The 25,954-nt window shown below is 37.8% G+C and carries 15 protein-coding genes; 10 read left to right on the top strand and 5 right to left on the bottom strand.

Annotated features, from left to right (window positions below; genetic code table 11):
• On the top strand, positions 1 to 283 hold a 283-nt coding region (locus tag U5B17_RS08405), incomplete at its 5' end, for a hypothetical protein (protein ID WP_430804900.1).
• Positions 284 to 529: 246 nt separating this feature from the next.
• Here U5B17_RS08405 and U5B17_RS08400 read toward each other — a convergent pair.
• Both U5B17_RS08400 and U5B17_RS08395 read right to left on the bottom strand, forming a co-directional pair.
• Positions 530 to 733 carry a hypothetical protein gene (locus U5B17_RS08400; protein WP_430804899.1) on the bottom strand — a complete coding sequence of 68 codons (204 nt, stop codon included), beginning with the start codon at positions 731 to 733 and terminating at the stop codon, positions 530 to 532.
• Positions 717 to 998 (bottom strand): type II toxin-antitoxin system RelE/ParE family toxin, encoded by a 282-nt coding sequence (locus tag U5B17_RS08395; protein WP_430804898.1) that lies wholly within the window; start codon positions 996 to 998, stop codon positions 717 to 719. The genes U5B17_RS08400 and U5B17_RS08395 overlap by 17 nt, the downstream gene beginning before the upstream one ends.
• 797 nt (positions 999 to 1,795) lie before the next feature.
• Here U5B17_RS08395 and U5B17_RS08390 point away from each other — a divergent pair.
• On the top strand, positions 1,796 to 10,138 hold the full coding sequence (locus U5B17_RS08390; protein ID WP_430804897.1) for a retention module-containing protein: 8,343 nt from the start codon (positions 1,796 to 1,798) through the stop codon (positions 10,136 to 10,138).
• A gap of 200 nt (positions 10,139 to 10,338) precedes the next feature.
• Complete coding sequence (locus U5B17_RS08385; protein WP_430804896.1) at positions 10,339 to 11,232, top strand: LysR family transcriptional regulator; 894 nt, start codon at positions 10,339 to 10,341, stop codon at positions 11,230 to 11,232.
• 21 nt (positions 11,233 to 11,253) lie between these two features.
• Here the strand turns inward: U5B17_RS08385 and sdhE are convergent, their stop codons facing one another.
• Genes sdhE through sdhA form a run of 3 tightly spaced genes read right to left on the bottom strand, consistent with a single transcriptional unit; the run spans position 11,254 to position 14,951 of the window.
• Complete coding sequence (sdhE, locus tag U5B17_RS08380; RefSeq protein ID WP_430804895.1) at positions 11,254 to 12,117, bottom strand: 8-methylmenaquinol:fumarate reductase membrane anchor subunit; 864 nt, start codon at positions 12,115 to 12,117, stop codon at positions 11,254 to 11,256.
• Positions 12,114 to 13,088 carry an 8-methylmenaquinol:fumarate reductase iron-sulfur subunit gene (gene sdhB / locus U5B17_RS08375; protein ID WP_430804894.1) on the bottom strand — a complete coding sequence of 325 codons (975 nt, stop codon included), beginning with the start codon at positions 13,086 to 13,088 and terminating at the stop codon, positions 12,114 to 12,116. The genes sdhE and sdhB overlap by 4 nt, the downstream gene beginning before the upstream one ends.
• Before the next feature lie 9 nt (positions 13,089 to 13,097).
• Positions 13,098 to 14,951 carry an 8-methylmenaquinol:fumarate reductase flavoprotein subunit gene (sdhA, locus tag U5B17_RS08370; protein ID WP_430804893.1) on the bottom strand — a complete coding sequence of 618 codons (1,854 nt, stop codon included), beginning with the start codon at positions 14,949 to 14,951 and terminating at the stop codon, positions 13,098 to 13,100.
• A gap of 470 nt (positions 14,952 to 15,421) precedes the next feature.
• On the opposite strand from sdhA, the gene U5B17_RS08365 reads away from it, so the two are divergent.
• The 7 genes from U5B17_RS08365 (at position 15,422) to U5B17_RS08335 (ending at position 25,907) form a co-directional block, all read left to right on the top strand.
• Positions 15,422 to 15,973: an outer membrane beta-barrel protein gene (locus tag U5B17_RS08365; RefSeq protein WP_430804892.1), complete on the top strand. Its 552-nt coding sequence runs from the start codon at positions 15,422 to 15,424 to the stop codon at positions 15,971 to 15,973.
• 431 nt (positions 15,974 to 16,404) lie between these two features.
• The gene (locus tag U5B17_RS08360; protein ID WP_430804891.1) at positions 16,405 to 20,073 is read left to right on the top strand and encodes a retention module-containing protein; all 3,669 of its coding nucleotides are present in this window, start codon (positions 16,405 to 16,407) and stop codon (positions 20,071 to 20,073) included.
• A gap of 212 nt (positions 20,074 to 20,285) precedes the next feature.
• Positions 20,286 to 20,858 carry a hypothetical protein gene (locus tag U5B17_RS08355; protein ID WP_430804890.1) on the top strand — a complete coding sequence of 191 codons (573 nt, stop codon included), beginning with the start codon at positions 20,286 to 20,288 and terminating at the stop codon, positions 20,856 to 20,858.
• Positions 20,859 to 20,879: 21 nt separating this feature from the next.
• On the top strand, positions 20,880 to 23,318 hold the full coding sequence (locus U5B17_RS08350; protein WP_430804889.1) for a molybdopterin-dependent oxidoreductase: 2,439 nt from the start codon (positions 20,880 to 20,882) through the stop codon (positions 23,316 to 23,318).
• 204 nt (positions 23,319 to 23,522) lie between these two features.
• Complete coding sequence (locus U5B17_RS08345) at positions 23,523 to 23,876, top strand: ArsR/SmtB family transcription factor (RefSeq protein ID WP_430804888.1); 354 nt, start codon at positions 23,523 to 23,525, stop codon at positions 23,874 to 23,876.
• A 3-nt stretch (positions 23,877 to 23,879) separates the two neighbouring features.
• Positions 23,880 to 24,098: a cation transporter gene (locus U5B17_RS08340; protein WP_430804887.1), complete on the top strand. Its 219-nt coding sequence runs from the start codon at positions 23,880 to 23,882 to the stop codon at positions 24,096 to 24,098.
• A gap of 9 nt (positions 24,099 to 24,107) precedes the next feature.
• Complete coding sequence (locus U5B17_RS08335; RefSeq protein WP_430804886.1) at positions 24,108 to 25,907, top strand: heavy metal translocating P-type ATPase; 1,800 nt, start codon at positions 24,108 to 24,110, stop codon at positions 25,905 to 25,907.
• The last annotated feature ends 47 nt before the right edge of the window (positions 25,908 to 25,954 follow it).

The following is a 25,954-nucleotide window of genomic DNA, read 5'->3' as shown; positions in this document are numbered from 1 at the left end:
TTTGGGTCCTAAAAATTATGAAATTTTTGCAAAATTAAATGATGGAGTTGTTGAAAGAAAAACATCTATGCAATACTTTACACTTTTTTATACAAAAGAAGAATATAATAATGAAGAATATATTTACATTAGAAACAATCATAAAAGAGACAATGAACCAAAAGAGTGCGTGTATGGATTTGTTACAAAGAAAAATGACCCTAATCAAATAGTAATAAGGTGGGAAATTCTTTCGGACAAAGAATTTTGTGTATCACAACAACAATGGATTTTCTCATTTTAGGACTTTACTTGAAAAATTTTCTAATACCAGCCACACCATTTGTGATAGGAACTTTTATGCAACAGAAATTCAAATTTATAAGAATTTAAATAGAATATTAAAAATTAATTTTAGATGAGTATATTCAAAACAAATTCTTAAATATTATTATCGTCATATTTTTACTTTTATCAAATTTATATTCAAACACCATAACCAAGCAAACAATACTATCAAGCATAACAGCAAATAACCTAAACATCAACACTAAAAACAACACTCATCTAAAAGGCTCACTAATAGCTGCAGGAGAGTATAAAGATATAGCAGATGTTCTTGTGTATAACCATTACTTTTTTCCTGGCTTCTATTTAGTGCAAACTCAGGCTCTAAAGCTTTACATTCGGCTCTAATTTCATCGTTTTGTATCATCTCATCAAATACTTCATCAAACTCAATCCCTACTCCCATATCTTAACTCCTTTAATCTGCGTCTTGCTACTTCTAGCTCTTTAGCTGATATCTTGTTACTCTTTTTAACAAATACCTTAAGTATATAAATAACAGTATCTACCTCATAGCAATAAATTCTCCTTGCTATGCCCTCAGAGCCTTTTGCTCTTATCTCAAACAAGCCACTGCCAATGCTTTTGGTTTGCGGTTCTCCTATTTGGTTGCCATATTCTTTGAAAAGAGCAATGATATGCGACATATTAGCCGATATCTTTGGTGGCAACTCTTTGAACTCTTAATAATGCTATTATTATAAAATTTAACCTTACAATAAAAATCCTTTGTATTTTATATCTTTTATGATATAAAATACAAATTTTCACTCATACCTAAGCGCCTCCGCCACATCTTTTAATATCTTAGGATTTATCTGCTCCCCATAAGTTTTAGCTGTTATGTTATAAGATTGTTCGTGTCTAGCTAAGGCTGCGATATGTTCGATGCGTTGATTGGCTTGTAAGAGTTTATTTATAAAGCTATGTCCAAAAGAGTAATAGAAAATTTACAACAGTACTTATGGAATTTAGAGAGCATTTTAGAACAACTATAACTAAGTTTAAAAAAGATATTTCAAGAAATATAAAAGATAGCTGGGATATGCAGATGTGAAAGAAAAGATGAAAGATAAAAAAGAAAAAACGAAAAAGAAAAAGGATAAAAAATAGTTAAATAAGGAAAAGGTGTATTTGGATGTTTTTAGATAAAGGGCGAGAGAAATAGAAAACCATTTTCAATATTTCACAGCCTTGCCCTATAAAAACATAAACAAATCTATAAATTTTTAAAAAGCTACTCTAATTTCTCTACAAAATAACATCAAATTTATACAAATTTCATAATTGTTTTACAAATTTTTAATGATTTTTTTACATCATTAACTACTACTAAATATCCTATATTTTAAGCTTTAAAGCATTTGTGTAATATGAGTTTTATTTTATATTGTACTTTGGTACAATAGACAAAACCCCCCCCCATTTAGATATAATCCATAAAAATTTAAATTTCTAAGGAAAAACTATGGCAACTCAAGTTGGTACAGTTAGACAAATCACAGGTAGCGTTATAGCAGTTGATGCTAATGGCAATCAAAGAATACTTCAAGCAGGAGATGCAATATTTCTAGGAGAAGTTATTAAGACTGCAGGAAATTCTAAAGCTGTTTTATCTATGGATAATGGCAAAGATGTAAGTATCTTAGATAACGATACTATGACAATTGATCAAAGTGCTTCAAGTAATGAAAGCTTTGGTAATGATACAGTAGCAGATATAACTGATTTACAAAAAGCAATCTTAGCAGGTGAAGATCTAACACAGTTAGAAGAGACTGCAGCTGGTGGTAACGCTGGTGCTGGCGGTGAAGGTACTGCTATGTTAAATGAGAGCTACTTTGCACAAGGTGGTCATGAGTCAAATGTATATGGTGATGGTAGAGATCTTGGAAATAATAACTTTGGGTTTGCAACACCTGTACGGTTTGTAGGAACTGCGGCTAGCATACAAGATGAGATAGAGGTAGATAATAGAATCCCAGGTATTCCTGATTTTACATTCCCAGAAGATAAAAATAAAGATGGCACTATAAATAAAGATGAAAATGATGATGGTGATGGCAAGCAAGATAAGACAACGGTAAGAGTTGAAATTCCTGATAATGTAAAGCCAGGTGATACAATAGTAGTAGAGACACCAGAGGGCGATACTATTAAGGTACCAGTTCTAGAAGATAAAGACAATCCAGGCACTCCTCCTAAAACTGTTGATGTTCCTAATGTTCCAATCAACCCAGATGGTGAAACACTAGTAATAGTGAGAATAGATACACCTAATAATCCAGGCACTCCAAATACGAAGCCTATTAATACAGATATGACACCGCCTCCAACTCCTGGTATAAAATTCCCAGAAGATACAAGCGGCGATAAAATAATTAATAAAGAAGAAAACGATAAAGGCGATAAAGATCCAAATACAACTGATGTAGTTATTACTGTACCAGATGGAATTGAGCCAGGCGATAAGATAAATGTAAAAATTACCGATCCAGATGGCAAAGTAACTGAAAAAACTTATATAGTTGATCCTGGCGGCAGTAGCGTAACTGATCCAGATGGCAACACAATTCCAATTAATGTAGATGAAGATGGTGATAAGGGCTTTACTATACCTGATGTTCCAGTTGATCCTGTAAATCCTGATAATAAAACAACTGTCGAAGTCAATGCAGAAGATCCAGCTGGTAATAAGAGTGGTACGAATACGAATAGTATAAGTTCAGACTCTACACCACCGCAACCAGATGTTATAGCAAACAAAGATGGTTCGGTAGATGTTATTCCTGAAACAGATAATGATGATGGTGTAAAAACAACTATAACTACACCAAATGGAGATGAAGTAGTATATAACAAAGATCCAAATGGTGTATGGATAAAAGATCCTTCAACAGATCCTGAAGGTAAATTCCCTAATGAATCAGTAGTGGGTGATAATGGTAAGCAAACTATTAAAATCCCAGATAGCGTTATCCCGCATGGCACAGAGGTGACTGATACGACTGTTGATGGCAGTGGTAATAGTGGAAACGATAAAGATGTAGTTAATGATCAAACTCCGCCAAAACCAGATGTGGAAGGTAATAATGATGGCTCTGTTAATGTTATTCCTGAGACAAGCAAAGACAAAGATGGCATAAAAACAGAGATTGCCTATACTGGCAAAGATGGAAAAACAACTACAGTTGTATATGATAAACAACCTGATGGCACTTGGATAAAAGATCCATTAACGGATCCTGAAAACAAACTTCCTAATACATCAACAAAAGATGGCGACAACGAAGTTATTCAAATCCCATCAGGCGTTGTAAAAAGCGGCACTGATGTTATTGATATTACGACTGATGACGCAGGCAACAAAGGCGACGACAAAGATCAGATAACTGATACTGTAAAACCAAACACGCCAGTCATTACTAATGTAATAGATGATCAAGCAGGCGGCATAGAAGGCGAAGTAGATAATGGCAAAAAAACAAATGATAATAAGCCAACCATCAAAGGTGATGCAGAGCCACATTCTACTGTGACTATATATGACAATGGCGCACCAATTGGCACAACTACGGCCGACAAAGATGGTAAATTTGAATTTACACCAACAACTCCTTTGAATGACGGCAAACATGACTTTACTGCAACTGCAACCGATGATGGCAGAAACACATCAGATCACTCAAATGCAAGAGATGTGATAGTGGATACAGTAGCAAAAATTGATATAAAAGCTGGCAATGTAGAGATTGATAAGGATGGAAATTTCACAACCAAGATTACTGGCACAACAGATGTTGAAAATGGTCAGGTTGTAACCATAAAAGACCCTACAAATGGTAAAGAAACTACAGTAATAGTTAAAGATGGTAAATTTGAAGCAGTAATAGAATACGGCAAAGATAAGCCAGTGCCGACAACTATCGAGGCAAGCGTAGAAGACGTGGCTGGCAACCTTGCAGTAAATGATGTTACTCCACCTAAAGCAGGAGATCTACCAACTATCGAAATTACTCAGATGAGCGATGACGAAAAAGGTGAGAACAATGCTACTGGAGTTATTGGCAGAGATACAACAGGTGATGATACTGATCCACAAAGCCTAGAAGATGGTCTAACAAACGATAAGACCCCTGGTATCACTGGTAAGATTACTCCACCAGCAGGTGCAAAAGTCGCAGATTATGAAGGCTTTACTGTTGAAATTTATGATGGTGAAACTAAGGTAGGCACAACCACATTAAAAGCAGATGGAACATACAGCATAGATGCTCTTAAAAACCTAAAAACAGATGGCGATCATGCACTAACTGCTAAATTAGTAGCTGGAAAAGAATCAAGTGAATCTGCGCCATATAATATCCATGTAGATACAACAGCTACAATAGGCATCACCCACATCGCAACTGATGTACAAGTTGGTGCAGATACGGGCGATGATATCAGCAAGTATAAGACTATTAAAGGGGATACTAACGATCACGCCACCATCAACAACAACGAGATTAAAAATTTCACCATCAGCGGAACGACCACAGATGTTGAAGAGGGTCAAATCGTAACTATAACACTCACGGATAGAGATGGCAAGCAAGAGACCACCACAGCACAGGTTCAAGCTGACGGCACATGGAGAGCCACTGGTGTAAATGCTAGCACACTAACTGGTAAAATAAGCGTCAAAGCTGAAGTCGCTGACAAAGCTGGCAACAAAGCTCAAGACATCGATGTCGCAGCGATTGATGCAGGTGTCAAATTTAATGACACCGACATAGACGGCAAACTAAATGTCAATGTCTCAGAAGAGGGCTTAGCGGGTGGTATTAAAGACAGCAGCGGCACAAGCGACACCACAAACGATGCAAAAGTTACTAAGACCATAACTGCTACGAGCGATAGTGCTGTTACATATACCATCGTAACAGAAAACAACACCGCAGCGAAATTTACCGCCGCAGACGGAAGCCAAAAGGTACTCACATCAGGTGGTAAAGCTATCACTTGGTACAAAGAAGGTGATAGCTTAGTAGGTAAAACTAGCGATCACACAGAAGTCCTTAAAGTCAGCCTAACAGCAAACGGTGAAGCTACCGTTGAGCTAAAAGGTACGATCGACCACCCAGGCAAAAACATCGAAGATGCCATCGCTACTACTTTAAGAGTCAAGGCTACAAACGCAGTAGGCTCGACAGCAGAAGTTGATGTGAAGGTAAATATCGAAGACGACTCACCGCAAATTTACAGCAGCCAAACAAGCAACCTAAAAGCTGAATTTGATGGTAATATGAACATCACATTGGTAGTTGATTTCTCTCCTAGTATGAACGATAAGCTACAAACAGGCGATACTATCTTCGATAACAAAAACAATGTAGAATACAAGATGAGAGCCGATGGCTACTTCTACAATAGTGCAAATCAGAAGTTGGATGTAACTGGTGATGGTTATGCTGATAAAGACATTACAAGACTAGACGCTACGAAGTATGAGCTAAAACAGATGTTTGACTCATATACTGATATGGGCGGTAATGTCAAGGTAAATATCATAGCGTTTGCAAATACAGCGGTCAGCATCACAAACGATAAATTTGTAGATGTTAAAACTGCTAATGAAGCGATAAATATAAACTTTACAAAAACTATTGTAGACAGTAGTTCTTCTGGTGTAAAAATTGTTACAGGGCTTGACAGTAGCGGTAATGCAATTACAAAAACAAGCCCAGTCAATATCTTAGCACAAGACTACAATGGTCTAGGCGGCACAAACTACGAAGCTGGTATGGCAGAGGCTATAAAGTCGTTTAACGCTGCTGGTAATAACAAATTTACAACTGATGCTACAAACAAGCTATTCTTTATCACAGATGGTAGTCCTACTGCAAGTGATGGCGATGAGAGTGTATTGTCAAATGCCGCAAAAGGAACAAAAGTAGAAGGCAACTATCATGACTTTTACTTGAAAGCCACTTACTATAATAATGGCACAGCCACATATAGTATAGACAGTGGAGATCAGGTCTATAAATACACAGATACTAATGGCAAAGTTCATCTAGTATCACAAGGTTTTACAGAGATCTATCCTCGTTATACATATACTAAGGCCACAGTAGCCGACTTAAATAATGATGCCGATGGAAATATTGAGACTAGATACGGTGTATATACTAGAACTAATGCCGATGAGCTGTATAATTCAACATATACTTATAAGGATGCCAACAAAACAGACATCCACAACCTATCTACCGGAGAGCTCAAACAATGGCGTGATTTTATAGAAAAAAACCATATCGAAGCTAAAACATACTATATAGGAAATGAGCCTATAACATATACCGATAATAGTATAACAGCTGATGACAAACAACAACCTATCTATAAAATAGGCTGGGACGGAACAGAAGGAGTAGGCAAGGGCAAACCTATACAGCCACAAGACTTTAAAGACTTCGGTAAGCTTGAAGGTAAAACCATCGAAGGCAAAAACCTAATCAGGAGTGATGAAGATACTAGCGATGCGAAATTTAATTTCGGTGCAGATGAGATCGGCAAGGTCGAAATCGTAATCGATGGCAATAAATTTAAATACGATGCAGCGACAAATAAGATAAGTGTAGTAAGAGTAGTAGATAACAATGAAGTAGAAGACATAACGGAAAAATACACTGCAAATATCAAACTAGATGGCAAATTAGAAGACATCTCTGTCGGCTCACAAGGTAGCAAGCTATCTATCGATATGAAAACAGGCGACTACTCCTACACGCCAGGTGCTAAGATAGCTGCTCCAAATGGCGAGGAGAAAATCCCAGTCAAATTTACTATAATAGACAAAGATGGCGACAGCAGCACAGCGACAACAACGCTAAGTGCCCATTCTACTCAACCATCTCTTGATATTAGGTTGTTAAGCTTTGTTGATGATGTGAAGTCTGTGGTAACTAGTAACAATGTAACTATAGTCGAGAGATACTCTGCTAGTGATTCTATCGCTCATGAAAACATAGATATAACAGGTGGCACGAAAAACAGCAATGTTAGAAACTACGATGTCGGTCTTACAAATGACGCTCAACCAGAGCTAAAATTTGCGGTCAACATCCCTGAGGGCGGTGCAACTGTTAAAGTAACTATTGGTGGCAAGACATTTAACTATAACTTTGCAGAAAAAGGCAATAGCGTCCTTACTGTTAAAGTTGGCGATCTTGCTGGTGATGTATCTTTAAGTGAAGCAAATGCAAATTTCAGTGCAACTATCACAGCCAAGAGCTCAGCTGTGGCTGCAAAACTATCACCTGTAACTCTAAATGCCAAGGTAGATCTTGACATCACACCTGATACGCTTGATGCCAAAGTAGATGTCAATGCAAATGGCGATGTAACACTTGCATCTGCAAGTGTAAGTGATACGCAAACTGGCAACAGCAAAAACACTGCGGATAAACTAACCGTAACGCTAAATGATGGCTCTGTAAGAGATGTGCCTTTGATAAATGGCAATGTCGCCGCTACGCTTTTGGAAAATGGTGTAACAGCAGACAGCGTCTATACTCTGACACATACAGATAAGGCTGGTAATAAAACTATACTAGATAAATCAATCACGGTATTAACACCTACGCCTATCAGCCTTGAACTATCAGAAAACGATATGTCAAAAGCTGACGAGCATACAATCACAGCTCAAGATGGCTATACATATACGCTAAAAATTGCCAATGAGAATACAGGGCTTAAATACATCGATGAGCAAGGCGTAAAACACGATGTTAAATGGAAAAATATCAGCGGTAAGATAGTGGGTGTAGCAGATGGTGTAAATGTCAATGTTATCGAAGTAGCTAAGGATGCAAACAACAAAGTCAGTGCTAAACTTCTAAAACCAGTCGAGCACGACGCAAGTGCTGGTAGTGACACAAGTAAGCTTGTAGATGGTTTAGTACTAACTACTAGCAAAACAGGCACTACTCAGTCGGTAAATGCGAAAGTGATGCTGACTATTGCAGATGATGCACCAGCGGTTGGTGGTGAAGTTCAAACTACTAAAAATATTGAAATTTCAACTACTACGATAAACCCAGAGGTAAATGTTACTCTTGTACTTGATTGCTCGGGTTCTATGTATAATGATAAAAATAAAATAGGCACAACATTAAGAGTTGATTATGCGAGAAAAGAGGTTTTGGAGCTTCTTGATTCTTATGAGAGCTCAAATCCAAACACTAAAGTTGGTATCGTTATGTTTGGTACTGCTGCCGTTGATGCTGGTTTGGCAAAATCTGGTAAAACTTGGCTAACCATTGAAGAAGCTAGGGATTTTGTAAAAACTCACTATACAGCAACTGCTATCAAGAGCAAAGAGATGCAAATCGGCACTACAAATACTAACTACGACATTGCACTAGGTGAGACTATGAATATGATTAATAAGACTAGTCCAACAGCAGCTAATAGGGTTTATTTTATTGCTGATAGTAATAGTAATTCAAAAGTACCAGAATATCCTTTAGGTGATGGCACTCCAGGTAAAATCACAAATTCATTTACTTATAATGGTAAGGAGTATTCTAGAAGCTACAGTGATAATTGTTTCTACGTAAAAGGAGAGGATGCTTCAAGTGCAACAATTAGATTGAAATTTTCTCAAACTGACGATCAACTGTATGCATATAGAAAGAACGGTTCAGTATGGACTGCAATAATCAATATGGATAGCATTTTAGGACATGGTGACGACGGTAAGAAAGATTTAGGTATAGATGCGGATGAGGCAAATCAGTGGAAGAAATTTATTGAAGGCAAGGATGTCAAGTTGAATGTATATACGCTTGGTGGGGTGGACAACCAAGGTCTAACACAAATAGACTCAGACGGTGTCATCAAAGGCTTAGAAGCTAATAAGTTAGAAGTGCAGCCAATCACAACAACATCGGTTAAACCAGTTACTGGTAACTTTGTCGATAAGACAGCCACTGGCGGCGTGAGTATCGCATACGGTGCAGATGGCGGTAAATCTGTAAGCGTAAAAGTAAGCGTAAATGGAAGTGAATTTGAAGCTACTTATAATGTTGGCGGTTCTGATTCAGTTAAGACATTTACTTTACCTAGCGGTAGCGTGATAGAGATAAATCTAGCTAATGGTAGCTATACCTATAAAGGCACAGAAAGTATAGCTAAATCTTCTGATGGTGAAGTGGTGAAAATCGACTATACTGTTACTGATAAAGATGGTGACGAAGCTAAGGGTTCTACGGAGATTAAGTTTGTAAATTCTCAGTATGAAACGACAAAAACTGCTGAAACTATCACAGGCGCAGAAAGAGACGAAACTATCAACGGTGAAGATAAAGCCGAATACATCGACGGTAAAGGCGGTGCAGATACTATCAAAGCTGGTGGCGGCGATGATACGATAGTCTTTGACGAAAAAGATGTCAAGATAGATGGCGGCGAAGGTAAAGATACTCTTGTGATAAAAGAGAGCATAGATTTTAGCCAAATACAAAATCTAAACTCTAAGATAGATAGTATCGAACGCATAGACCTAGGTAAAGGCGGCACATCTGATGCAGTCACGCTAACCATCAAAGCCCAAGATGTCCTTGATATAACGGATAATAAAAACACTATCCTAAAAATAGACGGCGATAGCAAAGATACTATCAAAGGCAACTGGACTAAAGCTAGCGGCACTGAGCAAAGCAAGGCTGATGCTGGATATAGTGTTTATGAGGGCGTGACTGATCAAGGTCAAACTATCTATATCCAAATAGATCAAGACATAAAGACTGATTTTAACTAATCTTTCTTTTTTACAAAGGGCGAGACTACTTGCCCTTTTATATATTAAACTAATTATACCCCACATCTCAATCTCTTATCAGTGCTATGCTTATTGTATATGTATTATTTGATATATGCTTTCTTTGGATTGGTAAATATATTAAAATTAAAACCACTTTATGCTAAATTTAAATAAGCAAAAACTTATCAAGGTATAAGATGAATTTTAGACATATGCAACTTGTTTTAAAAGTGGCTCAAATGCAAAGTTTCACAAAGGCAGCAAATGCACTAAAAGTGCCCCAACCGTCGCTTTCTCAAAGCATATTTGCACTAGAAAAAGAACTTGGCGTAGCCCTTTTTAATCGCAGTACAAACCCCATTTCATTAACTCATGCAGGTGAAATTTACCTATCAAAAGCGACACTTATTAGCGACTTGTGCGATGATCTAACAATGCAGATAAAAGAGCTAAGCACGATGCAAACAGGTAAAATTCGCATAGGTTTTTCACAAAATGGCTACAATATGCTTCCAGATATTTTGCCAAAATTTTGCAAGCGTTTTAGCAGTGCAGACATTAAAATTTCACAACTTTTCTCAACACTAAAGATCAAACAAATGCTTCTTGATGATGAGATTGACATTGGTATGCTGATGCTTCCTGTTGATAGCGCGTTGTTAAATTATGAGATAGTAAAAAAGAGTATGGCGTATCTAGCTTTGCCTATCTCTCACCCACTTTCTATAAAATTTAAAAGTAAAAATTTGCCAAAAATTTCTATTAAAGAGCTAAAAAATGAGAAATTTATCTTACCAAAAAGCTCTCAAGAAAGTCGCATTATTTTTAATAAAATTTTTAGTAATGCCAGCTTTGAGCCCGAAATTTTATGCGAAACCGAGACATTTGATATAGCAAATGCTATCGTGGCAAGTGGTGTTGGAGCGTGTTTTAGCATTAGCGAGCTTATAAAAGATGATAAAAAAGATAAAATAAAGCTTTTTGATATAAGCGATCCAAGCCTAGAAAAAACACTAGCTATTGCCTATAAAAAGGATAAAAAGTTATCTGAGCTTGCGAGCGAGTTTATAAAAATTGCAAAAGAGTGCTAAAAACACTCTTAAGCTTAAATTTTACGAAACTAACTTTGTCGCATCTTGTATGTTGAGGTCAAGACCAAGCTCTTTGTTTGATAAACCAAGTGCAAGACCTACAAGCTGAGAAAGATGAATTATAGGCTTTCTTATATCTGAGCCTTGGGCATCTTGGTACCTTTCTTGATAGATATCAAGTTGCATTTGGCAAAGCGGACAAGGTGTTACCACTACATCAGCTCCGTTGCTATCGGCGTTGCCTACTATCTGGCTTGACATCTTTTGTACAGACTTTACAGCTGGATAGCTTGCATGAAAGCCGCAACAATCAAGCCTTTTTTCAAATGGCACTATCGTTGCGCCCAGCGCTTCTACGACAGCTTCAAAGCTTTTTGGATTAGTTGAGCTTTCTTTGACTAGCTCTTTTTCAGGGCGAAGCGAGTGACAGCCGTAAAAAAGAGCTACTTTTAGATCCGATAGTGGCTTAGTTACCTTTGATTTTAGAGTGTCTAAATTTTGATAAAGCACCCAAAGCAGACTTGTTATCTCAGTTGAGCCTTGGTATTGCATATTGCCTTCGGCTAAAAATTTATTAATATGCTCTTTTGCACCCTTATCAAGGGTATTTTTAGCTTTTGTTAGTGTTAGCATACAGGTTGAGCAAGTGGTAAGTAGCGGCATATTCATACCTTCTGCTAAGGCTATATTTCTAGCATTTGCAACTAAACTCGCCATAGGATCTACGCATTGTGCCTGAGTAGCACCACAGCAGCTCCAACCCTTTATCTCATGCAAAGTTATATCAAGTATCGGAGCTATGGCTTCTAGACTCATCTTTGACTCTTTTGCAGCCTGGCTTAAAACACAGCCAGGGAAAAATGCAAATTCTTTTGTGTTACTCATTTCATTGCTCCTTGTTTTTCAGCTTTTCTTGCAGCCTCTATCATTTTAACTAGCTCATCATGCCCCTCTATCTTTTCGCCACCAAATATATGAAGTGGATTCATCTTGCCAGCCATCATTAAATTTGCTGCTATATCCATCTTACCCATGTTTTTGATAACACCTTCGCTTCTAAGCGCTAGTTTTATCTCATTTAGCCTTCCGTTGCCCTCTACTATATCAAGTAAAAATGCCTCAGCATGTCCCGGACCTTCGCCTTCATTTAAGCCATTTCTCATAGCCATAACACGCAAATTTGATATATCACTAAACGAGCTTATGCCTTTTGGACAGCGATCAGCACACTCTTGACAATGCACGCAGTTCCATAGACCATTTGCCACAGCTGGTTTTACATGTATCATGCCGTCTTTGCTACGCGAATCAGCCGCTGCTCGATATGCGTGGGTAAAGACAAATGGCTGCATATAATCGCTACTATCGGCTTCTAGTTTAGAGCATTCAGACGCACAGCAACCGCATAAAATGCAGTCCCACTGTTTGCTTATGCGATCAAACTCGGCTTGATTTTGCTTACAGCCATCTTTTGCATTAAACTCATCTTTGGCTGTTATACTAGGCTTAATCTTGCGTAAATTTTCAATACTTGGCTCCCAATCAACAACCAAATCAGAAATTACACGGAAATTTCCAAGTGGTGCAATTCTTAGAATTTCGGGATTTTCATACTCTTTTAAAAGTTCTTCCATCTTTGTATCGCACGCTAAATAAGAGTGACCATTAACGCGTACCGCACAAGCTCCACATATCGCCGAGCGACAAGATGCGGTGAAATTTAGGCTTACATCACGAGTTTGTTTTATTAGCAAGAGCACGCTTAAAAGCGTCTTGCCTTTAAGTTCGTCTGTGCTTAACTCAAATTCTTGATCCCATTTTTTTGTTCCATTAAATCTTTCAATAACTATTTTCATCTTTTTTCCTTACAAATCAGCTGGCTTCTTGCCGTCAAGCGTAAAAATTCCAGTTACGACATCTTTATAGCTAAGCTCTAACGCGCCGTCTTTTAGCTTTACGATGCTGTGTTTTAAGAAGTTTGCATCATCTCGTTTTGGATAGTCCTCTCTGGTGTGGGCTCCACGACTTTCGAGGCGTTTTTGCGCTGCCAAACAAGCACATCGTGAAAGCAGGATAAGGTTGCCAAGCTCAACATAGTCAGTAAATGCAGTATTCATGACAGAATTTGTATCAGGCACACGGATCTTTTCGTACTTAGCTTGAATTTCATCTAAATTTTTAGCTAGTTCATCAAGCTTTTCTTGGGTTCTAAAAATTCCCATCAGATCCCAGTTATTGCGACCTAACTCTTCACGAAGCGCATACATATCGTTGGCACCGCCTTCGCCGTTAGCAACTTGCTTAAATGTATCTTGCCATTTTTTGGCTAGCTCAGCAGTTTTCGTTCCGTCTAAAAAGCTGTTTGTTGTTTTAGCATAAGCTCCCGCACCTTTTCCAGCCAAGTCGCCAGTTACTACCGCATCAGTAAGTGAGTTTCCACCAAGGCGGTTTGCTCCATGAAGCGACACACACGAAGCCTCACCACCGACATAAATTCCAGCGATTTTTGTGCTCATATCATCAAATTTTGCAACCTCTATGCCACCCATTGAGTAGTGAGCAGTTGGACGGATCGGTACTGGCTCATTGATTAGGTCTATATTTTGAAAGAGCATCGCAGTGTGGCGGATCTTTGGTAGCTTTTTCATAATGGTCTCTTTTCCAAGATGGCGCACATCGCAAAGTACATACGAGCCAAGTCCTTCGCCGTATCCACGACCTTCGCGAATTTCAGTCTCAATCGCACGAGCGACAACATCTCTTGGAGCAAGCTCTTTTTTCTCGTGATATTTTTCCATAAAGCGCTCACCCTTATTATTTATAAGATATCCGCCTTCGCCGCGCGCTGCTTCGGTGATTAAAGTTCCGCCGTTTTGAACGCCAGTTGGGTGAAACTGAAGCATCTCAGGATCTTCAAATCCAAGCCCAGCGCGAAGTGCAGCTGCGATGCCATCGCCTGTGGCTATAAACGGTGTAGAAGTTCGGTTGTAAAAAATTCTCGTATATCCGCCAGTGGCGATGACAAGTGACTTGCAAAGTACAGGGTAAATTTCACCAGTTTGGATATTACGAAGTACGACACCCTCGCATTTGCCTTCATTTACGCCAATTTCAAGTAGCTCATGATCCATTAAAAATTTTACGCCGTTTGTTATCGCATCATTTAAACAGGCATGCATTAAGATATGACCAGTTTTATCAGCTGAGAAATTGCAGCGTTTTTTGCTTGCTCCGCCCATAAATCTGTAGTTTATATCACCATTATCTCTACGAGAAAAGAGCATTCCGTTAAAGTCAAGTTCATGCACGACTTTATTTGCTAGCTCGCAGAATTTCACAACCGTGTCTTGATCGCAAAGATAAGCCCCACCCTTAACGGTGTCGTAGGCGTGAAGCTTAAAACTATCACCTTGCGAGAAGTCCGTAACTGCATTTATGCCACCCTCAGCCATACAGGTGGCATTGCGTGATGGCATCATTTTTGTAGCAACCACAACGCTTAAATTTGGATTTTCTTTCCTAACTGCCGTTGCCGCTCTTAGACCAGCTCCACCAGAGCCGATGACTAGCACATCAACACTTGGTAGACCAGATTTGTTGCCATTGTCTTTCTTTTCATCTGCTAAAACGCCAGTAACGCCGCCACTAAGGCTAAGCGCACTAACGCCAATACAGGCGGTTTTTAGCAAATCCCGTCTGGTGAAATTTTTTTCGCCCATTTTCTTTCCTTTCAAAAAAGATAATTTTTGTCTTAATTCTTTTATATTTCTTAATTTAAAAGATTAATAGTGAAATCTTATTACAATTTTTAGTATAAGTCAAATATTATTTTATATATTAATTGATAAGAAAAATATTATGATATCTGTTTTTTGGGATTATTTTGATTTGTGTTTAATAAAAGACAATAGCAAAATGATAGCAGATGAAATATTATTTTTTCAAATGCTGTTTGGAAATTTATAGAAAATGACTAATATACAAGCCCAGTTCTAAGAAACTGAATTTAAATGCTTGACTTAGATATTGGTATTTTGCTTTTTATAATGTTTCAATTTTTTCTTAAAAATTTTTACATAATTCTGGTTTAAAAATACTAAAAATTACAAATTGTAAATCATATATTAATTAAAATTTAAAAATTTTTTAGTTAAAATACTTCCACATTATGATAATAGAAAGGAAAAATATGAAAAATAGTTTTTTAAAACTAACACTTAGCTTAGCTACAGCTAGTTCTGTTGCCTTAGCACAAGGCGCATTTATTGGTTACGAAGGAGCTTTATCGCATTCAATTCTTAAAATATCAGAGAAAGCAAAAGATGTTCGCCCAATTTATGGACTAAGGGCTGGATATGATTTTGATATATATAGAATTTATGGTAGCTATCACTATAATGGTTCTGCAAAAGATAGTGTCGCTGGTAAAAATATTAAATGGACAAATCATAATTTTTTACTTAATGCTGATTTTACTCCAACTATTACAGATAATGTAAGATTAATTCTTGGTCTTTATGCTGGTGTAAATAGAATAAATGTAAAATTTAACAACACCAAGGAAACAGGCAGTCATTTTATGGCTGGATCAAGAATAGGCGCGGAATTAAATGTCAATGAAAATGTAGCGTTTGAGCTTGGTTTAAAGAGTTATTATACTAAATATGATGTCAAGCTAAATTCTAAAAAAATAGAAGAGATAAATAGAGCTATATATTTAGGTTATACATATAAATTTTGACATATTAAGCTTATATAGTATTTCTCATCTTGGTTCTAACCGAGGTGAGATTTGCTACTTTTTTAAAAATCATTAAATTTTTATATTAAATACAACAACATATATTCAGACACCCTACCCAAAAACTCATATAAACCATTTTCAATATTTCACAGCCTTGCCCTATAAAAACATAAACAAATCTATAAATTTTTAAAAAGCTACTCTAATTTCTCTACAAAATAACATCAAATTTATACAAATTTCATAATTGTTTTACAAATTTTTAATGATTTTTTTACATCATTAACTACTACTAAATATCCTATATTTTAAGCTTTAAAGCATTTGTGTAATATGAGTTTTATTTTATATTGTACTTTGGTACAATAGACAAAACCCCCCCCCATTTAGATATAATCCATAAAAATTTAAATTTCTAAGGAAAAACTATGGCAACTCAAGTTGGTACAGTTAGACAAATCACAGGTAGCGTTATAGCAGTTGATGCTAATGGCAATCAAAGAATACTTCAAGCAGGAGATGCAATATTTCTAGGAGAAGTTATTAAGACTGCAGGAAATTCTAAAGCTGTTTTATCTATGGATAATGGCAAAGATGTAAGTATCTTAGATAACGATACTATGACAATTGATCAAAGTGCTTCAAGTAATGAAAGCTTTGGTAATGATACAGTAGCAGATATAACTGATTTACAAAAAGCAATCTTAGCAGGTGAAGATCTAACACAGTTAGAAGAGACTGCAGCTGGTGGTAACGCTGGTGCTGGCGGTGAAGGTACTGCTATGTTAAATGAGAGCTACTTTGCACAAGGTGGTCATGAGTCAAATGTATATGGTGATGGTAGAGATCTTGGAAATAATAACTTTGGGTTTGCAACACCTGTACGGTTTGTAGGGGGTGGTAGTGACACTGAAAGTGGCACTGGTGAAATAGATGTTTTACCAACTCCAAAGCCAGAACCAACTCCAGAACCATTAAATCCATTAAAGATTGAAATTCCAAGTTCTGCCTATACTATTCAGGCTATTGGCAGAGAAAGTGGTAGTTATTTTAAAGCATTAAATGCTGCTATGAATGGTGGTAGCAATGTTGCCGTAAGCGGCACATTTAATCCTTCAAATACCGCAAATTTTACAAAGTCATTTACGCCGTCTTTGCCGATTGACTACACGATAAGCAGCGAAACAAAAACCATCAACGGACAGGAATTTCAAAAAGCTTATTTGACTTATACAAAAGAGAATTTTCAAATCCAAGATGGTTGGTATATAAACAAAGATAGTGGTATCATTATCGGTACTGATAAAACCACAAAGTTGGTTATCACAAATGAGACTAATGCGGCAAAATATGCTGGCGATTCAAGTGTTTCAGTAGTTGTGCTTGATGATGTGCAGGCTGCAAAGATGAATATCTTTGGCGGAGATGGTAAAGATAGCATTGTTATAGATGGTATAAAGGTTGCAAATATCTTTACAGGAACAGGTGCAGATGAAATTTCACTTATTAATAAGGCTGGTGCGAATAATATCTATACTGGCGATGGCAACGATGATGTAAAAATTTTAGATGGTTCAAGAGTAACTGGCGAAAATAGTGATATAGTAAATGCTACTAGGGCTGATTTAGCAGAGACTGATTTGCTTGATTTGGGTTTAAGAAATTCACTAAGCAAAGATTTACATTACAAAGGTGATCCAAATTTAACAGATCAAGATATAAAAAGTATCACAGAAGATTGGTCTGGTATAATGACTGGAAATGGCACAGATACTGTAAATATAGAGGGCAGAGGTAGTAGATCAAATAATGTCATAACTGGTGACGGAGATGACTTTGTGAGCTTAAAAGATGGTGGCGGTGTTTTTACTACATCTATAAAAGATGGCAAAACAGTTGTAAGTGGCGGCTGGATACTTACCGATACTATGTCTCATGATGTAAGCTGGAAAGATACCCAAAGTGGAAATGATACAGTTGAGATAAGCGGTAAAGGCTCAAGAGCTTATGCTATCGGTACTGGAAAAGGTGATGATAAAGTTACATTGTCTAATGAAGCTATTGCAACTATAGTTCAAGCCGATGAAGGTAATGATACTATAACCGTAAAAGAGAAAGCCAAAGTAAATTTAATTAACGGAAGAGAAGGTGATGATGAGTTTTATGTCGAAAGTGGCGCAAATGTAATTGATATACGAGGCTTGTGGGGCGATGATACGATCAAGGTAAGCGGCAAAGAAACTGTTGTGGGAAGAATAGAAGGTAGGGAAGGAAGCGATAAAATTTATGTAGATGACGCTACTATAAATCAGTACATAAATGGTGGTAAAGGAGCAACTTCTGCTATGCATAGTGGTCAGATCAGCAAAAATGATAATGATACTATAGTGATCAATAATGCTACCGTAAAAGGTGATGTCGAAGGCGGTAGTTTAGGTGGTTTAGAGAGCAAAGATACTATTGTAATCAGTAATAGTACCATTTTGGGTAAAGTAGATGGACAAGATCATGATGATGCTATTACAATTGAAAAAAGCACTATTAAGGGCAGTGTTGTAGGTGGAAGCGGTGCAGATAATATAGTAATCAGTGGTTCAAATGTTGAAGGTTGGGTAAGTGGTCAAAGTGGAGACAATGATGTTGTTATTGTAAAAGATGGTTCTATTTTAAATACCATGTCTATAGACAATGGCAATAATGATAAAATAATCATAACAGGGAAAAATACAAGTGTAGGAAATATAGCTCATGGAAATGGCAATAATAGCTCGATACAAATTTTAGATGGCGCAACAGCGAGAGGAACTGTTCATCTAGGAGATGGAAAAGATAATTTTATAGAAGTAAAAGATGCTACCGCACATCAAATAGCTGGTGGCATAGGCTCCACTGAAATTAAAGTTATAAATTCAGCTTTAACTGATGGCGTAATAGAATGGGGCTCATATGCTGACAGTGTTCGAAATATAACAATTAGCAATTCAACTGTGCAAAATAATGTAATAGCTGGTAATGGAAATGATACAATTAATATAAATGATTCCACAGTTAAAAATGCAGTAAATGCTAGCAATGGCAATGATACAATCAACATAGTCAATTCAACTGTAGGCAATTATATTGCTGGTGGAAGTGGTGCAGATAATATCACATTAACAGGCTCGAATGTGGGAAATTCTCTTTATGGTGGTCAAGTAGGGCAGAAAACTGATGGCGACAATAAAATAGTTGTTAATAATAGTATTATAGGAAGCAATATAATACAAAAAAGTGGTATTGCATCACAGGATTTAACGGCTGAAAATTTTGATGAGGCAGCAAAGAAGATAACATCAGAAAGCATTAAGTTAGGCAATGGTGATTTGGGGCTAATATATACACTTAGTGGAAACGATGAAGTTGTTGTAGCTGGTTCTGATAGTAGATTTACTAGGATTAACACAGAGGGCGGCGATGATACTATTGTTTTAAAAGATGGAGCAAAAAGTGTTTATCAGTCTGATCTTGGTTCAGGAGATAATACAAATAACTATCTATTTGTAAATGGCGGTAGTGGTAGCGATACTATAATAATCTCAGGAAAAGATACTATAGCGCCAGATGTTTATGGTGGAAATGATAAAGATACCATTATACTTGAAGATGGCGCAAAAGCACATAAAATTTTAACTGTAAAAGATGGCTCTGATGATACTATCATCTATAAAGATACAGATAAAGCAACTCACACAACCAGCGAAGAGGCAGATCCGGGTGACAATAAGATACAAATTTCAGTATCTGACGATAAAACTCTTATCATTAATAGTGTATCAAATTCAAATAGTATAGACTTATCGTCTATCAGTTCTATAAGTGCAGAATTTAACAAAATCGATCTAAAAAATAATAGTGCTAAGTTAAATATAACTGCAAAAGATGTTTTTGATGCAAATAGTGATGGAATTTTAAAAATTGATGGTGAAAATAGCAGCCATATAAGTCTTAATGGCTTTAATAAGGGTATAGATAAAAATGGTTACACACAATATGAAAGTGACTATAACGGTAATACTGTAATGCTTGAAATTAAAAATGATATTTTCATTGACCAATAACTCATTAAAACCTTATCATAAATTTATCTGCCAGCAAAAAACTGGCAGATTTATCTTTTATCTTACTCTTTTTTAATAAGATTATTTTACATTCTAGTTTTTAAACTTCTGTTTTGACTATATAAAAAGCTGTTTTTGCTATCAATACACAAATATAATTTTAAGCAACAATTTTATATTATTTTATTAATAATTCTACTTAAGGAGTTTTTATGAAAATATTTAAGTTTTTTCCCATTTTGCTTTGTTTTGTGATATGCGTGAATGCTGATTTTATCTCTGAGGATACGCCTATTATGCAAAATGGCAAAGAGATTGGCAAAATTTTAGTCCTAACACCGGTTGAAGTTTTAAAAACTAACGCAGATAAAACACTCATAAAAGTAAAAGGTGCAGTTTTGCAAAACTACCTAGGCGCTATGCAAAAGTCAATGAGCAATGCCGAAATTTATATAAATTACAATACTGAAGATACTAAAAATTTCAAAGTGTTAAAGGATATTGAAGATGATTACGGTGAGATTTGGCATGAGAGCGAGGGTGAGTATGAAGTAAGTACGAGTGCTATCACAAAAGATACAAAAGAGCTAAATAAAAAGGCTAGTGAGCTTTATGAGGCAAACTGCTCTGCATGCCACCGCTTGCATGAGCCAAATGCCTTCACAGCGGCGCAGTGGCCAGCAAATTTACAAAGCATGATAGATATCGGATATATAGCGATCGAGCCTGATGAACTAAGTTTGATAACCAAATTTTTACAACAAAATGCAAAGACGAACGAATAAACTTTTTTAAAGGGAGAAAAGATGAAAAGACGAGATTTTATCAAGTTTTCAGCACTTGGTGCAACGGCGTTAAACGCTAGTAGGATAGAGGGCGTAACCCAAACGATATTTGACAACAAAAAGCTCTTTGGCGCAAATCGTTTTGGTTCTTTTTACGCCAACATCAACTCAGGTCAAATAGTCTCAGTCAGCGACTTTGAGGGCGATAAATTTCCAAACACAATGAACTATTCGCTCCCAGATGCGATACAAAATGAAAACCGCGTTTTGTATCCGATGGTGCGCAAAAGCTATCTAAAAGCTGGCAAACCTAGCAAAAATGAGTTACGCGGTAAAGATGAGTTCGTGCGCGTTAGCTGGGATGTGGCGCTTGATCTTGCTGCACATGCGCTAAAAGAAAATTTTGACAAATATGGCGCAGAGGCGATATATGGCGAGTGCTACTGGTGGGGCGGTAGCGGTAAGGTAAGCTGGGGCAGAACAGTCGCTCATAGAATGCTAAAAGTGCTTGGCGGATATGTCGAAGAAAGCGGAGACTACTCAACAGGCGCTGGGCTTGTCATCATGCCACATGTGCTTGGAAGTAGCTCGGTTTATGATATGGCAACAAAATGGGAAGCAGTCATAAAAAATGCTAAAAATGTGGTATTTTGGGCGACAGATCCTATCGTGACAAACCAAATTTCATCTGTTCCGCCAACGCATGATGGCTACATTGGTATGCAAGAGCTTAAAAAATCAGGCATAAAAACATACAGCGTAAATGTTATGGTAAATGACACAGCAAGATACTTTGGCTCACAAAATCTCATCATTAATCCAAATACCGATACCGCGCTAATCATCGCAATGTGTCATTATCTATTTACAAACGACCTTTATGACGCTGAGTTTATCAAAAAATACACAGTCGGCTTTAATAAATTTAAGGATTATTTCCTTGGAACTACCGATAAAGTGGTAAAAGATATAAACTGGGCGAGCAAAATTTGCGGTATCAGTGCAGATGAGATAGCAAAATTTGCCACAACCATCGCAAAAGAGCCAACCACCGTGCTAATCGGTAGAGCGCTTCAAAGAGCAGACCACGGCGAGCAGCCATTCTGGGCGCTTGTGGTGCTAAATGCCATGCTAGGTCACATCGGCAAAGAAGGTCTTGGCTTTGAGTTTAGCCTAGGATACGGCGCAGATGGTGCACTAGATAAGATAGCACCAGTGCTAAAAGGCATAAGCACTAGAATAGATAGCAAATACGAAGATGTCGATGGCGCACCGTGGAAAACGACTAAAAACATCACCATCCCATCATCTCGCTCCATCGAGGCGCTTGAGCACCCTGGCAAAGAGATAGATTATGACGGTATTAAGATAAAGCTTCCACATATGAGAGTGGCGTATCTTGCTTCAGGATCGATTTTTACGCGCCACCAAGATGTAAATAACATCGTAAAACAGTGGCGTAAATTTGACACTGTAATCACCGCCGAGCCATACTGGACAAGTACCGCAAAACTAAGCGACATCGTCCTTCCAGTGGCTATCGAAGTTGAGCGTGATGATATAAACCAAACAGGTCCAACAGGCGAGTACATCATAGCCCACAAGGCACTCATCGAGCCTATGGGTGAGAGTAAGAGTGACTTTTGGATATGCGAGCAAATTTGCAAGCGCTGGGGCAGAGGCGAGGTCTTTAGCGAGGGCAAAAGCGAGCTAGAGTGGTCAAAAGAGTTCTACGCTGACGCAGCCGAACAAGCTAAAAATTTAGGCTATAAAATGCCAAGCTTTGAGGAATTTAGAGAGAGGGGTTTTGTGAGATTTGATAAAGATAACAACGAAACGAGATTTTACACTCGCCTTGCAGCCTTTAGAGAAAATCCAAACAAAAACCGCCTAGGCACACCATCTGGCAAGATAGAAATTTACTCTCCAACCATCGCTAAAATGGGCTATGATGACTGCCCAGCGCACCCTACATGGATAGAGCCAAAAGAGTGGCTAGGCAATGCTAAAAAGTATCCGATACACATCGTAAGCCCGCACTCACGCTATCGCTTGCACTCTCAGCTAAACAACTCTATCATTAGAAATTTTGCTGAAGTTAGTGGTAGAGAGCCAGTGCTAATGCATCCAAATGACGCAAAAGCTCGCGGTCTAAAGAGTGGCGATATCGTGCGCGTGTTTAACGATAGGGGTGAAATTCTAGCTGGCGTTTTAGTGACTGACTTGGTTAAAGAAAGTGTAGCCATCATCTGCGAAGGCGCGTGGTATGAACCTGAAGTTTGGGGCGAGAAGAGCCTATGCCAGCACGGTTGCGTGAATGTCCTTACATTTGATAAAGGCACATCAAAGCTAGCTCAAAGCAACTCAGCCCACACTGTGCTAGCACAAATAGAAAAATTTAAAGGCGAGATAAAGCCTATCACTGCTTTTTCAAAGCCAAAAATTCTTCAATCACTTTAATGCAAATAGCCCCGCTTTGGGGCTATTTATAGTTTTTATCCTATGGCTTTAAAATGTATGATAGATAGTTGCAAAGAGTTAAATTTTGGCTTTTTATTGATTTTTGTAAAATTAAAATGTGATTAAGTAAAATTTTATCCATTTTGATTTATACTTTCATTTGAATATATGCTCATATATAGTTTTTTGAAAGGAAGCTTATAAATGCAAAATGATGAAATTTGCGAGATAGATTGCATTCACACTGAAATTTTAGCAGCCGTAAAGGCTAAAATGCCTGATGATGCTAGCCTTGCGGAGCTTGCGGACTTTTTTAAAATTTTTAGCGACCAAACACGAGTCAAAATCATTTGGGCGCTAAGCATTTCTGAGATGTGCGTGTGCGATATAGCCGCACTTCTTAGCATGTCGCACTCATCTATCTCACACCAACTACGCTTGCTAAAATCAAGCAAAATAGTAAAAAATCGCCGTGATGGCAAGATGGTTTATTACTCGCTTGCAGATGAGCACATATCGCAAATTTTTAAACAAGCTTTAAGCCATATAAAAGAGTAAAAGATGACAAAAAAGTATGAAATTTTAGGTGCATGCTGTGCTGCGTGTGCTGCAAAGATAGAGAGCAAGATCGCCAAGATAGATGGCGTACATGAGGTCGCTTTAAGCCATGCGACGGGTAAAATTTTACTTGATTTTGATGAGAGCAGGGCAAATGAAATTTTAGCTCAGGCTCAAGCACAAATGAGCAAGGTCGAGCCTGGAATGAAAATTTTATTTTAAGGGCTTTTGGTGAGCGATTTTAAAAAAGAGTGGCTACTTATCGCCATTAGCGTGATTTTGGTTGCTTTTGGCTTTATGCAAGAAGAAAGCATCAAAGTCATTTTACTAGCTGGCGCGCTTTTAGTGGCCGGATATAAGGCGATGATAAAGGCGGTAAAAAGCCTAAAAAATGGGCTTAGCCTTGATGAGAATTTTCTCATGAGTATCGCATCTTTGGCGGCATTTAGCATTGGCGAGATGATTGAGGCGGTGGCTATAATGTTGTTTTACAGGGTGGCTGAAAGCTTTGAGGACTACTCTGTGGCGCGCTCTAGAAAGTCTATAGCTGAGCTAATGGATCTTACGCCAAATCACGCAAATGTATTGCGCGAAGGGCAAATTTTACAAGTTGCTCCAAATGAGATAAAAGTCGGCGAGACTATCGTCGTAAGAGCTGGTGAAAAGGTCGCCATAGATGGTGTTATCGTATCTGGTCAGACGCTTTTTGATACAGCAAGCATAAACGGCGAGCCACTACCACTTGAGGCTTTTGTGGGCGATAAGATAATGAGCGGGTATGTGAATTTATCAGCCTTAGTGCATATCAAAACGCTAAAAGACTATGAAAACTCAACGGCAAAGCTCATCTTAGAGATGGTAGAAAATGCTGCCTTTAAAAAGTCAAAAAGTGAGAAATTTATCACTAAATTTGCTAGGATTTATACGCCTATTGTGGTTGGATTTGCCTTTATTTTGGCGTTTGTTGCGCCGTTTATATTTGGGGGCGAGTTTAGTGAGTGGATAAAAAGGGCGGTGATATTTTTGGTAGTTTCTTGTCCGTGCGCCTTGGTGGCTTCTGTGCCGCTTAGCTTTTTTGGTGGCATCGGTGGGGCTAGTAAAAACGGCATTTTGATAAAGGGTAGTAGCTTTATAGAGACGCTTTCAAAGCTTGGCGCTGTCGCATTTGATAAGACAGGCACGCTTAGTAAGGGCGAGTTTGTGATTAGCAAAATAGTAAGCGTTAGCAAGTTTAGCGAGGATGAAATTTTACGCTTTGCAGCCCTAGCTGAGCGCCATAGTACTCATCCTATCGCGCTTTCGCTTAGCAGAGCTTACATCGGAGCTGGCGAGATAACAGATGTCATAGAGAGCGCAGGACTTGGTGTAAAAGCACTTGTGGATGGAGCTTTGATAGAGGTAGGAAGTGTAAAATTTTTAAGCCATTATAAGCTAGAACAAACAAGCCAAACAGCCGTTCATATCGCAGTAGGTGGCACTTATGCGGGATATATTGAGCTAAAAGATGAGGTACGAAAAGAAAGCGCAAAAAGTATCCAATGGCTAAGGCAAAATGGCATAAAAACAGCTCTCATCACAGGCGATAAAGAGGCGGTGGCAGTTGAGGTGGGGCAAAGTCTTGGGATAGATGAGATACATTTTGAGCTTTTACCAAATGAAAAGGTCGCCGTCTTAGAGCAAATCATCTCTAAAAATAGTGGCACGATCGCCTATGTAGGCGATGGGATAAATGATGCTCCAGTTATCGCTAGAGCCGATGTGGGCGTGGCTATGCTGGGCTCAGACGCTGCGGTGCAAACGGCTGATGTCGTGCTTGTAAATAACAATATCTCAAAGCTGGTAGTAGCCATAAAAATTGCTAGAAAAACCATCGGCATAGCTAAATTTAACATAGTTTTTAGTATAGGATTTAAGCTTGGAGTGCTTGTTTTAGCAGTTTTTGGATATGCAAATATACCACTTGCCATTTTTGCTGATGTTGGAGTGACTATCCTTGCGATATTAAATGCTTTAAGAGCTTTTAAAATTTAATCTGAAATCAAAAAATAAATCCAAATTTTAAAAATTTTATTTGTTAT

Source organism: Campylobacter australis, assembly GCF_050586305.1.
Lineage (GTDB): Bacteria > Campylobacterota > Campylobacteria > Campylobacterales > Campylobacteraceae > Campylobacter_A.
This window is presented reverse-complemented; position numbering and strand designations above follow the sequence as displayed.